Source organism: Thalassospira sp. CH_XMU1448-2 (genome assembly GCF_037027285.1).
Taxonomy (GTDB): Bacteria; Pseudomonadota; Alphaproteobacteria; order Rhodospirillales; family Thalassospiraceae; genus Thalassospira; species Thalassospira profundimaris_C.
The window spans coordinates 271473-284756 of the sequence record NZ_JAYMEA010000003.1; the positions used below are offsets into that span (position 1 = coordinate 271473).

Sequence of the window (13284 nt, forward strand, 5' to 3'; positions counted from 1 at the left end):
GTTTAATTCATTATCTTATACGGACGTGCCGACCATGAATGACATGGCCCGACTTCAGAAACAAAGGCTGGCACTTTATGGCTGGATGCTTGTGGCACCGGCTTTGGCGCTGATGAGCCTGTTTGCCTTTTACCCGGCCATTGCAACTTTGTGGCACAGCCTGTTTACCCGCGGCACCACGCGCCGCCCGTCGGTCTTTGCCGGATTTGACAATTACGGCGACCTGTTTGCCGACCCGACATTCTGGACCGTGGCCTGGAACAACATCATTTATGCCGGGATCACCATTCCGGTTTCGATCATCTTTGCCCTGATCATGGCGCTTTGGGCCAATGCCCATATTCCGGCACGGTCATTCGTGCGCAGCGCCTATTTCACGCCGACGATCCTGCCGATGATTGCTGCGGCCAATTTGTGGCTGTTTTTCTATACACCCGACCTTGGCGTGATTGACCAGATTACCGGGTTCTTTGGCGCGTCACCCACCAACTGGCTGGGACAGCCTGAAACGGCACTGGCATCCGTCATCATGGTGACAATCTGGAAAGAAGCCGGATTTTTCATGATCTTCTACCTTGCTGCCCTTCAGACAATTCCGCCTGATTTGCGCGAAGCCGCCCGCATCGAGGGGGCAGGTCGATGGACCTATACGCGCCGGGTATTGCTGCCGCTTTTGATGCCAACCACGATCTTTGTCTTTGTGAATGCGATGATCAATTCGGTCAAACTGATCGACCATCTGTTCATCCTGACCAAGGGCGGGCCGAATAACGCGTCAAAGCTGATCCTGTACTGGATTTGGGAAATGGCATTTTCCTATTTCGACAGCCCGCATGCGGCGGCCATGACCATTCTTGTTCTTCTGACGCTTGGCCTTGTTGCGGTCATTCAGTTCCGACTGGTTGAAAAACGGACCCATTACAGATGAATACTGCATTTGCCTCGCATCCGGCCAAACGCACCCTGCCTGATTTCGACAAGATCCTTGATGCCATCGGCGCATGGGTTCTGGCGATTGTCTGGATCTCGCCGCTTCTGTTTGCGACATGGGCTGCATTACAGCCATCGGGCACCGCCCTTGGTCTTGATTTTTCAAGCCCGCTGACAATCGAGAATTTTGTCTATGTCTGGAACGCGGTGCCATGGGCGGGTTATTTTGCCAATACGGTGGTTCTTGTCACCCTGATCCTTGCCGGTCAGCTGGTTCTTTGCACACTGGCGGGATTTGCCTTTGCCCGGTTTGAATTCAGGGGCCGCGATACGATCTTTATCCTTGTTCTGCTGCAGCTCTTCATTCTGCCCGAAGTTCTGATTGTCGAAAACTATGCCATCGTTTCCAAGCTTGGCCTGTTTGACACCGCGCTTGGCATCGGGCTTCCCTATATGGCCAGTGCCTTTGGCATTTTCCTGTTGCGTCAGGCTTTCAAATCGGTGCCGGTCGAACTTGAAGAAGCCGCCCGGATTGAGGGATGCAGCTGGATGGGGGTTTTGTGGAAGGTCTATGTGCCCGCGGCCAAGCCGGTCTATCTGGCCTATGCGCTGGTGTCGATTGCGACCCACTGGAACAATTTCCTGTGGCCGCTGATTGTCACCAACTCGCCCGACACCCGCCCGCTAACCGTTGGCTTGTCGCTGTTCGGAGCACCGGAAACCGGGGTGGATATTTCGGTCATCAGTGCCGCAACCATTATGACCGTGGCCCCGCTTCTGGTGGCCTTCCTGATTTTCCAGCGCCAATTCATTCAGGCCTTCCTGCGCGCTGGTATTCGTTAATCACCAAACAATCAGATCTTCCGCACCTCGCCACAGTTTCTACGTGGCGGGGTTGTCCTTTTCATGAATTAAATTCAGTTGTTTACGCACATATTCTGGTCGCCAAACAGAGGGATATGACGCAACATATCAAACCGTCATAACTTTTGTGATTTCTTCATATGCCTGTATTAATCCTGCTGTTTGGCACCACACTGATCTGGTCGCTGCTTTTGGTGAGCAACCGGATTGCATTGACCAGCTTTGATATTGATCCTTATGCCATGACATGCTGGCAACTGGTGTTTGGCGGGGTGTCGCTGGTGCTTCTTGCACCCGGTCGCAGGATCCCCTGGCGGCAATTCACGCTTCCGATCAACTGGGCCTATGGGGTTTTGCGGGTTCTGACCGGCGTAACCTGGACAGCGTCGCTTCTTTACATCAGCGCCCCGGAAAGCGGCATTCTGTCGCAGACCGGCATGCCGATGGCCGCCCTTGCCGCGACCTTTATCCTTGGGCGCACGCCGGGACGGTCGGAATGGCTGGGCCATGCGATCCTGATTTCGGGGGCGGTGTGGATGGCATGGCATTTACCGGATGGCTTTTCCAACCCGGCCGTGTTGCTGATGCTGGCATCCGAAGTCACCGCCATTGCATCAACTGTTCTGGCCGAACTTCATCCTGATAACCAGATCAAGGATACATGGGCACATCTGCGCTTCACCGGCGTCCTGTTGCTGATTACCGCGTCAGTTTTCCTAATCGTGCCGTCCTTTATCGAACTGATCAGTCCGGTTCCGATCCCGTACATTTCCACCGCCGGATTGTTTGGCACCGAAACATTGTTGGCAGGGCTTTTGATCGGGGTTCTGTTTCGCGGGCCTGCGATGGTTTTGTCACTTCGTTCTGTCAAGGTCGCAGGGATCGAGAAATACATCCTGTCGACCACGATCCTGCCCTTTGTCCTTCTGGCTCTTGAGATGCTGGCATCGCGGTTCGACCTCACGCCACCACCGACCCATGACAGTGTGTTCTGGATCTCTTCCCTTTTGGTGATGATCGGGATTATTCAGATAACAGTATCGAAACACCGCCATGCTGCGAAACTCAAGGCACTGGCAAAAATCGCGGCACCTGCCCCGACACCGGGCAAGGCCACCTGATTGGACTACCGGGCGCCTTTGACCCCGTCCCGGTATTCGACCAGTAACCGGCGTAATGTCGATCCCTGCAAGATGCGTATCCCCTTGTCCCAAGGAGATACCGTACGACTTCCCCGGTCGTTATGTTCCCATTGCATCTTGCCCCTTTCGGAGTCTCCCCCGAAAGGTCAAAACGCCCGGGCCCCCACCCGGGCGTTTTTTTTGGCGTGCAACTGTCCGGGCAAGCGATCAGAAGGCAAATGAAACACGTGCCTTGGCTTCCCAGATATCAAGGCCGTTCTGCCCGAGACTGAGATAGCCCGCCCCGACATCAAAATAGATCCGGTCATCATAAATAAACCGCATCCCGCCACGCAGTGTACCGGTCACGTCTGATGTTTCCTCAAGCGTCAGGTTCCCCGAAAGGATCTTGCCGTCATTGGGCCGGTCAAAGGCATAACGCAGGCCGAGCTCGCCATAGGGTATGCCCAGAAGATTGCCCTCAAGCTCGACATAGGTGCTGGCCTCACCGGCAATTTCGGCCTCGCCAAAGCTGAAATGATCCGAACCGATATCGACCTTGACCGGGGTATTGGACACAGTACCACTGAGATCATAGGCCTCGGTAAAGGTCTCGGCATAGGAAAGGCCGACGCGCGGACGCAGCGTCCAGTCCTTATAATTATACTGCCCGTGAAGGGCGGTGGCAGCCGACAGCTGATGGGAAAAATAGTCGCCCTCAAGCACCACAACATCAAGATCGTTATGGCGCAGCATATAGCCAAGCGATCCCTGAACCGCCCATTCCCGTGACAGACGATGGGCAAAATAGGGCCCGACGGAAATGCCATAGGCCTCGTTGACAAGCCCACCGTCATAACCGTCAGAGCCACTGCTTTCAAACGATCCGGAAACGCCAACAACCGTTTCGTTATCAAAATTGCGATCAAATCCCGCAATAACTGATCCGCTATACCCTTCGATATCCAGATTGTGACGACGGTCCCGGGCATAGACGCCGCGCGTTTCTGTCCAGAAATTCCAAAGGGGTTCGGCCACGAACTGCCGCCCGGATGTCAAAGGCACATCTGATTGCTCAAGCAAGGAGGCAACCGTAATTCCCTGATATCCGCCCTGCCGGACAAGCGTACAGGGGGCGGTAAAAACAAGACCCTCTTCGTTGCGATAAAGCTGCCCGCCACCTTCAAGAATGGCGCAGGTATCACCGGAAAGGAAGTCCTCCGGCCGCTTTGAAAGTTCGGCATTCGCAACGGTTTCGGGAACACTGATCGTCGGCGGAACCGTTGGTATTTCGGGGTCCGGGGATGTAATCACCGGCACTTCCGGCGTAATACCGACCGGTGGCGGGGTGATCACCGGAATTTCCGGCGTGATCCCTGTCGGGGGTAACACCCCAATCGGTGGTCTGGTTGCAATCGGCACTTCCGGCGTAATACCAACCGGCGGCGGTGTGATCACCGGAATTTCCGGGGTAATCCCTGTCGGGGGCAATACACCGATTGGCGGAAGGACATCAACCGGTGGCGCGACGATAATCGGGATTTCAGGCGTGATACCGATCCCCGGCGGTCTCAGGACCGGAATTTCCGGGGTAATCCCGACCGGCGGTACGATCCAGATTGGCGGTTTGGTCGCCACGGGAATTTCGGGTGTCAGGAAATCGGGAAACAGCTTGCCGATCGGCGGCAGGTTAAATCCGCCACGCTGGTTCTGACTGTCAAGCAAACAGCCCGAACCACTATTGTCATAAAGGTGATGAACACCACCATTTCCCGGCGAAACAACGTCCGAAAGCGTCAGATGCAATCCGCCACGTGTCTGGCTCCAGGTATCCTTGGTTGTCCCGGCGGCATCAAGACGAAAAGCGCCTGAACTTGTGCCTGACAACCACAAGGAATTTGCCTTATCCGAGGTCTTGCCAAGGAAAATCAACCCGCCTTCGGCCGAGCAACTGGCTGCGCGCGCCGCGGACATTGATGCACTTACCAGCAATGCGCCCACCCCGCACATCGCATACTGATACACTTTTGATCGCCGCACGCCCAGCTCCCCGCTTTGATTGCAATGGCCATTTACCGGCTTCTCACCATGGCACTATTTTGATCGCAATCCTTCTCACGCCCCGATAACGGAACGCCGTCTACTTTTAACCAACCCCAACCACCCGGTTCTTTTATTGTTCAGTCTAGCGCAAATTTGCGTCAGGAAAAGCATCTGCATGCAGACAATTTACAGTGACAATCAGAACCCCGAACGAGTTTCTGTTCGTTCAGGGTTCATCGACCAAGCCCCGTTCGGCCGCTTCCTGCCCCCTGAATGGCAGCTATTTCGGGAACAGGAACGTCAGGATGAACCGTGCCCCCCATCCGTCAGGACCAGCATCCGGGCCATCGACCCAATAGCGAACGCCAGCACCCAGACTGACTTTCTGCCCGCCAACATCGACCAGTTTCGACACAATACCGTTAACCGGAACCGACCATTTTTCGGCGTTCCAGTCATAGGTACTTTCGGTATTAAGTGCGAAGGTCCATGCATCGGGCGTCGTGTAATTGATGAAAGGCTGCAGGAATGTGGCATTGGTTGCCGATGCAGCTGATCCGTCATCGGTGCCCCAGATATGATTACTCAGAACACCAACGGTCCAGGCATCCTTCATGAACAATCCGACTGCCGTCGGTCCTGCACCCCATTGATCAAGACCAAGGCTGCTTTCCGACGCAGTGGGCAACAGGAAAACAGGCCCGGCACCCCAAACCAGCCCGCCGGGGCCCGGTTCAGTTGGCGATAAAAACAAACTTTGTACCGTATCGCCGATGCCGGTATCCGTACCGCTATTGCCATTGATGTCATTCTGATAAACGACCGGCAAAATCGTCCGCGAAATCAGGTTCCAGTCTTCATTAAGACTGACAGGCATGACCGGCTGCACATTGACATAGAACTTGCTGCCGTCTTCGGAACCATAGCCATGATCATAGTTGGCCTGAAATGGCAAACTGATCAGATTGGCCACCGGATTTGACAGTTTCTTGGCAAGATCGGCATCGCCTTCCTGCGCCAATGTCAGGGACGAGAACCCGCAAACACAGGTCAATGCGCCCAAAAAAGTGATCGACAGTCTTCTCAACAGATTGGACATCACTGTCTCCTTCGTTCTTCACAAGCGGCAGAAACCTCTTCGATCCCTGTTTCAATTCACATCACGTGCAATCCGGAATCCGATATGGTTTGACCCGATATGGCTTTCGGCGGGCTGTCGGGCAGCCGGACGATAGCGCAGACAAAAATTCGGTGCACAAAGCCACGATCCGCCCTTGACCACGGTCATCGGACCGACCGCAGGACTGGCAAAGCGCGCCGCAAGCTTTAAAGGTGGGCCATCGGGATCGGTTTGATCGGTTTGGGGATGCCCGGGCACCCACCAGTCCGACACATGTTCCCAGACATTGCCCGCCATATCCGAAAGCCCGTACCCGTTCGGGTCAAAACTGCCGACCGGGGCCGTGCCGTGATGTCCGTCATCTGCCAGATCGGTTTTCGGAAAGGTTCCCTGCCAGCTGTTTGCTTTCCATCCTTCAAGCGGGCTATAGCTGTCACCCCAGCTGTAATCCATACCATCAAGACCACCGCGCGCGGCGAATTCCCATTCGGCCTCGGTCGGAAGCCGCCCGCCAGCCCACTTGGCATAGGCACGGGCATCTTCGACGGAGACCTGCACCACCGGATGATCTTCCAGTCCTTCGATCGTGCTTCCCGGTCCGGCCGGATGACGCCAGTCTGCCCCGGCGATATAGCGCCACCAGTTGCGCAGATCGCCCATATCCACATCATCGGTCGGCTGGGCAAAAACCATGGACCCCGCCTTAAGGAGTTCGTCTGGAACGCCCGGATATTTAGCCGGGTCGAGCGGCCGTTCGACCGAGGTCACATATCCGGTTTCCGCAACAAAGGCGGCAAACTGGGCATTGGTAATTTCAGTTCGACTGATGGCAAAGGATGAAACAGTCACCCGATGCACCGGCGTTTCCTCGCGGTAATGACGGGTATCCCCCATCATGAAAGTCCCGCCTTTGATTTCGACAAATTCGGGCATCGGCTTTTCTTCGGCCAGTGCGCCAGCAGAAGAAAAAAGCACTGCCAGCAAGATCGGGACAGCCCGGCCCAAACGGCCGGGCTGATCAGGTATCAAACGCATTCCCACGTTACTGTCGTCCTTTGGCAAGGAAATCTTCCACAAGACGCGACATGTCAAATGTGGCCCCGCCCTGTACCGGCGGATATTTCGCCAATGTTTGCAGGTGATCGGCAATCAGGACATTCATCGGCTGGACCTGCCAGGATACCTTTTGGGCGAGATGCCCATAGGAATCGATGCTGTCATAACTTTCGAACGGATCCATCCGAAGGTTGAACACCATGGGGAAGTTACGCGGTGTCATGTTGTCGTAATAGTCTTCCTTGGTGGCAAAGTGCCATTTCCATGGCCCCATGCGCACAGCCGTCAGCTGACTTTCAAAGTAATAGAAGATGTGATCACGGGCTGATTTGTCCGTTTCACCTTGCCAGTACGGCAGGTTGTTCACACCATCGATATACTGGCTCTGTTCATCCATCACCTTTTTGGCTGCATCGTCGATGCCTGCCGCCGCGGCAAGGGATGTGAACATGTCCTGATGGCCCTGAATACCATTCAGGGTCCGGCCCGGTTGCAGATTACCCGGCCAGCGGATCATGGAAGGAACGCGCACACCGCCTTCGTAGGTCGTCATTTTTTCACCGCGGAACGGCGTGGTTGCCCCGTGGGGCCATGATGCATGTTCCGGACCGTTATCGGTCGAATACCAGATGATGGTATTGTCAGCCAGACCCTGCTGTTCCAGCCAGTCCAGTACAGTGCCGATATCGTGGTCATGCTGAAGCATGCCACTGCCGTGATAATCGGCCTCGGACGTGTATTCCTCGGCGGCATAACGCCACTTGTCATCAAGGCGGGTGTATAGATGCATGCGGCTGGTATTAAGCCAGACAAAGAACGGTTCATTGGCGTCCTTCGCAGCGGTCATGAAGCTCAGGGCAGCCGGGATCACCTCGGCGCTGTCAAATTCCTTCATGCGTTCCTGTGTCAGCGGGCCGGTATCCTGAATCATCTGTTTGCCGACACGGCCAAAACGTGGATCAACGGTGCTGTTATCTTGGTCGGTGGCAAAGCTGTGAAGAACGCCGCGCGTGCCAAAACGCTTGTCATATTCTTCGACCGAACCTGCAAAGTCCTTGGCGAAACGCTGGTAGTCACGCTGTTCGGACTCTTCCTGCGTGTTCAGGTGATAAAGATTGCCAAAGAATTCGTCAAATCCGTGAACCGTCGGCAAATGTTCATTGCGATCACCAAGATGGTTCTTGCCGAACTGACCGGTGCGATAGCCTTCTTCCTTGAGAAGTTCGGCAAGCGTCGGAGATTCTTTTTGCAGACCAAGTGTTGCACCGGGCTGCCCAACCGTTGTCATGCCCGAACGGATCGGATATTGACCGGTGATAAAGGCAGCGCGCCCAGCAGTACAGCTGGGCTGTGCATAATGGTCGGTAAACTTGATACCTTCATTGGCAACACGGTCAATATTGGGTGTCGTGTAGCCCATGGTACCAAGACCATAGGCGGACACGTTCTGCCAGCCGATATCATCGCCCCAGATCACAAGGATATTGGGTTTGTTCTGTCCCGAGTTATCTTGCGCGGATACGACACTTGTCGTTCCGATAACCGAACATGTCAGCATTGCTGTAAATAGAAATCGCTTCATCGTCTGCTCCTTGAAACAGGGCATGTGTGATGTGCACACAAATGACCGCATCCATACCAGTCGGTGGTATTGAGAGCGGCAACGTGTTTCCTTCAGGACAGGAACGACCATCACGTTCAGGTTTTGGTAGATGCGGGACCAAGACGATGTGTCGCCAACGGAACAGATGCCTCCGAGTTGTATCCGTATCCTGTGGGGCTTTTCTTATATTTCGTCCATGATACCGCACAACCACCTGAAATTGAATAAGATAATCCAAAAACCCAACTAATACACAAATCCGCAACAAATAAAAAAATGCCGACCCCCGTAAAACGGGGGCCGGCCAGGCCGCACTCGAGCGGGAAAAGCTCGCGGGGTCGGGGAATAAATGTGCGGCCCGTTTCTGATGCGTATTCCTGTTTGTTAATGTCCGCCACCGCCACCAGCGGCCTGCGCGCGCGGTGGTTTGGCAAATGGTAGCAACAAGAAGGCGATAAAGAAGGTTACGGCCATCGCAAGATAGACATCATTAAACGAAATGATCGATGCCTCGCGATTGACCAGATTGACAATGAACTTCATAGCCGCGGCATGCGGATCGGCAATGCCCATCTCGGAATAGCGTGCGATCACGGTTGCCAGATATTCCTTGAAGGCGTTGCTTGCCGGATTGATATGCTCGGACAGAAGCGAGAAATGATAGTCAATGCGCTTATCGAGAAGCGTGTTGATTGCCGCCATGCCGATCGCGCCGCCAAGGTTGCGCATCAGGTTATAAAGCCCGCTGGCATTCTTGATCTTTTCGGGCGGCAAGGTGCCGAGCGCAAGGTTGGTGATCGGCAGCATACAAAACATCAAGGCGGCACCGCGCACGATCTGCGGGAAAATCAGCTCGTTAAACGAAACTTCGCTGGTATTAAAGCCGTGCATGGCAAGACCGGTTGCAAAAAGCACAAGCCCGATCCCCAGCACCACACGCGGCGGGAATTTCGCGGTCAACCGACCGGCAATCGGGGCTGAAAGGAACTGGGCAACACCGGTGACGGCCATGATCATACCGATCTCAAGACTGTCATAGCCTCGCACGCGGCTAAGCATCAGCGGCATGATATAGACACTGCCATAAAGCCCGATGCCAAGCGTAAAGCTGAAAATGCAGCCCATGGTAAAATTGCGATCGGAAAAGGACTTCAGATCAACTATCGGCTTGTCGTAACTGAACATGCGCCAAAAGAAAAAGACGCCCGCAATCACACAGGTAATCGTGCCATAGATAATTGCGGTTTCATCAAACCAGTCATCCTTGGGCCCTTCGTCCAGAACATATTCCAGGCTGCCAAGAAACACTGCCATCGCCAGAAGACCGGTAAGGTCAAACCCCTTGAGAAGCGATCTGTCACCCTTGTCGATCCTGAGCGTCAGGGCAACCACAGCTGCGATCAAAAGACCCGGCACAACATTGATCAGAAACAGCCAGTGCCAGGACAGCGATTGCGTCAGGAATCCGCCCAGCGTCGGTCCAATGGTCGGTGCCATGGTCGCAATCAGGCCGATCATCACCGATGCGCCATTGCGCTTTTCGGGCGGGAAAATGATATAGGTCGTGGCAAAGACGGTCGGGATCATCGCCCCGCCAAGGAACCCCTGGGCCGCACGGAACCAGATCATGCTTTCAATCGACCAGGCAAAGGCCGATGCAATCGACATGACGGTGAAACCGATTGCCGACATCACAAACAGCCAGCGTGTAGAAAACAGCCGCGACAGGAACCCCGAAAGCGGGATCATCACGACCTCGGCAATCAGGTAACTGGTCTGAACCCAGCCGATTTCATCGGGGCTGGCAGACAGGCCTGCCTGAATGTTTTCAAGCGAGCTCGCCACGATCTGAATATCAAGGATCGCCAGAAACATCCCCACAACCATCGCCACCCAGCCAATGAACTGGGCATTGTCCACGTGCTGGCCTGCATCGGGAATGGCTTGCGGTGCGGACGGGCCTGCGCTGGTTGCCGAACCGCTCATCAGTTAAGCTCCGAGACTTCCGTGGACGGAATGATATTTTCGGCAAGTCCCGATCCTGCAATATGCCGGGATCCGTCAGCATCGCGGGTATCGACATCAACCACAACCGAAAGTCCCGGACGCAAGGCAGCCGCCCACTTACTATCGTCAAGCGAGATACGGATCGGCACACGCTGGGTGATTTTGGTGAAATTGCCGGTCGCATTCTCCGGCGGCAACAGGCTGAATTGTGCGCCGGTTGCCGGGGCAAAGCTTTCGACCTGACCAGTGATATCTGCATTCGGGAATGCATCTATTTCAATCCGGACCTTCTGGCCATGGGCCATGTGTTCGATCTGGGTTTCCTTGAAATTGGCCACAACATAAACGCCCGACAACGGCACCAGAACCAGAAGCTGCTCGCCCGGCTGGACCAGCGCGCCGGTCTGAACCGAACGGTTCCCGACCACGCCATCAAACGGGGCATAGATTTTGGTGTCATCAAGTGCCTGCATCGCCAGGTTGCGGGCTGCCTGAGCCTGACTTACGGCACGCTCGGCTTCGATCTTCTGGGCGCGCAAAACACCCAGACGGCCCTTTTCAACAGCCAGCGTCGCATTGGCCGCAGCAACCTGTGCCTGCGCTTTCTGACGGTCGGCCTTGGCATAGTCGAATTTCTGACGGCTTGCCGCACCCTTTTTGACCAGATCCTGATAGCGCTGGAAATCCTCGGTCGTACGATCCAGTTCGACCCTGGCAATACGAACATTAGCACCAGCCTGCTCGATTGCGGCTTCCTGCAAGGTGATCTGTTCGTCCATGGTAGTCACAGCAGACTGGCGCGCTTCAAGGGTTGCGGTCGCCTGCGCGACTTCAAGACGATAATCCTCATCCTTGATCGACATCAGAAGATCCCCCTTGCGAACCGACTGGTTTTCTTCAACTGCAAGCTCGCCAACATAGCCAGATACCTTGGGTGAGATGGCAACCTCGTCTGCCTGCAAATAGGCATTGTCGGTACTTTCAAAGTACTGACCCTCGGTCACCCAGTAGAACCCGTAATATCCACCGCCACCGATAACCGCCACAGCGATCAGGGGCAGGATGATTTTCTTCACACTCATTGTCCTGCTAAATCCTTTTGGTATTGATCAGTACCATTTACGCATTTATGGTACCAATCAGTACCAACCGTCAAGTACCGAATTGGAACAAATCATTTGTCTGACGCAAAAAAGATCGACCCCAGAACGCTGAAACGCCGCGAAGCCATGATCGAGGCGGCGCGAGAACTGTTTTGCGAACATGGACTTGCGGGCACGACACTGGAAATGATCACGGCCGAGGCTGGCGGATCACGCCGAACGATCTATGAGCTGTTTGGCAACAAGGATGGTGTCTTCGAGGCGGTCATTCGCGATTGCACCGGCCGGATCACATCAATCATGGCCGATCTTGAACTGTCGCAATTGCCGTTGCGGCAGGCGCTTATTCATTTTGGCGAAACCTTGATGACGCTTTTGACCACGCCAGACACCATTCGCTATATGCGGCTGTTTCTGGCCGAAGTGCCCCGCTTCCCGCACCTTGGGAAGGTGTTTTATGAAAGCGGCCTTATGACCGGTCGCCGTATCATTACATCCTATTTCGAACGCCAGATGGAAGAAGGCAAGTTTCCAAAGAACGATCCGAAACAGGCCGCTGTCTTTTTCACCAGCCTGCTTAAGGCCGACTATGACTTCCGGCAAATGACCTATGTGGGATGGGAACCTCAGGCCAAAGATTTGCATGCCCATGTCATCGCCGCGGTCGATATGTTTCTGCGCGGCTATGGCATTGAACCTGGCAATAGCAACGCAGATGGCTCGCCAATCAAACCTGAATTTGATTGAGCCAGGACCTGCAGACAATGCTGGCCTTTTTGTCCAGTGACTCCCCAAGCATCTTCGCATCAGCGCGAAGCCGGGGGATATTTATACCAGCACCCGCCAGTTCTGCTGTGTGACCAATCAGCCATTGCTCAAAACCAGTTGATGTTGCCTCTGGATGGAATTGGAACGCAATAATGTTCTCACCCAGGGAAAAGGCCTGGTTTTCATATAGCTGACTGCTTGCCAGAAGCTGCGCACCTCGTGGCAAATCAAAAGTATCTCCGTGCCAGTGCAAAGTTGTCGGGCTTTCCTGAAAAACCGCCAAACATGATTTCTGCCCGGCTTCGGTGAGTGTGATCGGAGAAAAACCGATTTCCTTCACTGTCCCGGGATACACACGGCTTCCGGCTGCCCGCGCAATCAGTTGTGCGCCAAGGCAGATTCCCATCATCGGCCAGCCACGTTCCAGTCGCTTGGCAATAAAACGGATATAATCCGTAAGAAAGGGATAGTTGCGTTCATCATGCGCGCCGATGGGGCCCCCAAGGACGATCAATAGATCGGGGTCCAGTGTTGCCAATCGTTCCCGGTCATCGATACCGACATCATGATAGAGAATTTCATATCCCGCTGCCCTTATCGCCGGGGCAAAAGCACCAAGGCTCTCAAACCCGACATGACGAATGGCGATTGCTGTTTTCCCCATCGGCG

Annotated in this window: 11 protein-coding genes; 4 read left to right on the top strand and 7 right to left on the bottom strand. The window is 54.6% G+C overall.

The window, feature by feature from the left end; genetic code table 11:
* Positions 1-34: 34 nt before the first annotated feature.
* The 3 genes from WA318_RS13745 to WA318_RS13755 all read left to right on the top strand — a co-directional run bounded on the left by WA318_RS13745 (position 35) and on the right by WA318_RS13755 (position 2915).
* Positions 35-928 carry a carbohydrate ABC transporter permease gene (locus WA318_RS13745; protein WP_114098566.1) on the top strand — a complete coding sequence of 298 codons (894 nt, stop codon included), beginning with the start codon at positions 35-37 and terminating at the stop codon, positions 926-928.
* Positions 925-1773 (top strand): carbohydrate ABC transporter permease, encoded by an 849-nt coding sequence (locus WA318_RS13750; RefSeq protein WP_336081954.1) that lies wholly within the window; start codon positions 925-927, stop codon positions 1771-1773. The genes WA318_RS13745 and WA318_RS13750 overlap by 4 nt, the downstream gene beginning before the upstream one ends.
* 161 nt (positions 1774-1934) lie before the next feature.
* A complete protein-coding gene (locus WA318_RS13755; RefSeq protein WP_336081956.1) occupies positions 1935-2915 on the top strand; it encodes an EamA family transporter in 981 nt (326 codons plus the stop codon).
* A gap of 228 nt (positions 2916-3143) precedes the next feature.
* Here WA318_RS13755 and WA318_RS13760 read toward each other — a convergent pair whose 3' ends face one another.
* The 6 genes from WA318_RS13760 to WA318_RS13785 form a co-directional block, all read right to left on the bottom strand.
* Positions 3144-4955: an autotransporter outer membrane beta-barrel domain-containing protein gene (locus WA318_RS13760; RefSeq protein ID WP_336081958.1), complete on the bottom strand. Its 1812-nt coding sequence runs from the start codon at positions 4953-4955 to the stop codon at positions 3144-3146.
* Between the two features lie 283 nt (positions 4956-5238).
* Positions 5239-6057: a transporter gene (locus WA318_RS13765; RefSeq protein ID WP_336081960.1), complete on the bottom strand. Its 819-nt coding sequence runs from the start codon at positions 6055-6057 to the stop codon at positions 5239-5241.
* 51 nt (positions 6058-6108) lie between these two features.
* The gene (locus tag WA318_RS13770) at positions 6109-7113 is read right to left on the bottom strand and encodes a formylglycine-generating enzyme family protein (RefSeq protein WP_336081962.1); all 1005 of its coding nucleotides are present in this window, start codon (positions 7111-7113) and stop codon (positions 6109-6111) included.
* A gap of 7 nt (positions 7114-7120) precedes the next feature.
* Positions 7121-8716, bottom strand: coding sequence for an arylsulfatase (locus WA318_RS13775; protein ID WP_336081964.1), 1596 nt, complete (start codon positions 8714-8716; stop codon positions 7121-7123).
* Positions 8717-9121: 405 nt separating this feature from the next.
* Positions 9122-10723, bottom strand: coding sequence for a DHA2 family efflux MFS transporter permease subunit (locus WA318_RS13780; protein ID WP_336081966.1), 1602 nt, complete (start codon positions 10721-10723; stop codon positions 9122-9124).
* Positions 10723-11826, bottom strand: coding sequence for an HlyD family secretion protein (locus WA318_RS13785; protein WP_336081968.1), 1104 nt, complete (start codon positions 11824-11826; stop codon positions 10723-10725). Before WA318_RS13785 ends, WA318_RS13780 begins: the two co-directional genes overlap by 1 nt.
* A 96-nt stretch (positions 11827-11922) precedes the next feature.
* Here WA318_RS13785 and WA318_RS13790 point away from each other — a divergent pair, with 96 nt between their 5' ends.
* Positions 11923-12594 carry a TetR/AcrR family transcriptional regulator gene (locus WA318_RS13790; RefSeq protein WP_336081970.1) on the top strand — a complete coding sequence of 224 codons (672 nt, stop codon included), beginning with the start codon at positions 11923-11925 and terminating at the stop codon, positions 12592-12594.
* Here WA318_RS13790 and WA318_RS13795 read toward each other — a convergent pair.
* Positions 12575-13279: a glutamine amidotransferase gene (locus WA318_RS13795; RefSeq protein ID WP_336081972.1), complete on the bottom strand. Its 705-nt coding sequence runs from the start codon at positions 13277-13279 to the stop codon at positions 12575-12577. The genes WA318_RS13790 and WA318_RS13795 overlap by 20 nt on opposite strands.
* Positions 13280-13284: the final 5 nt, after the last annotated feature.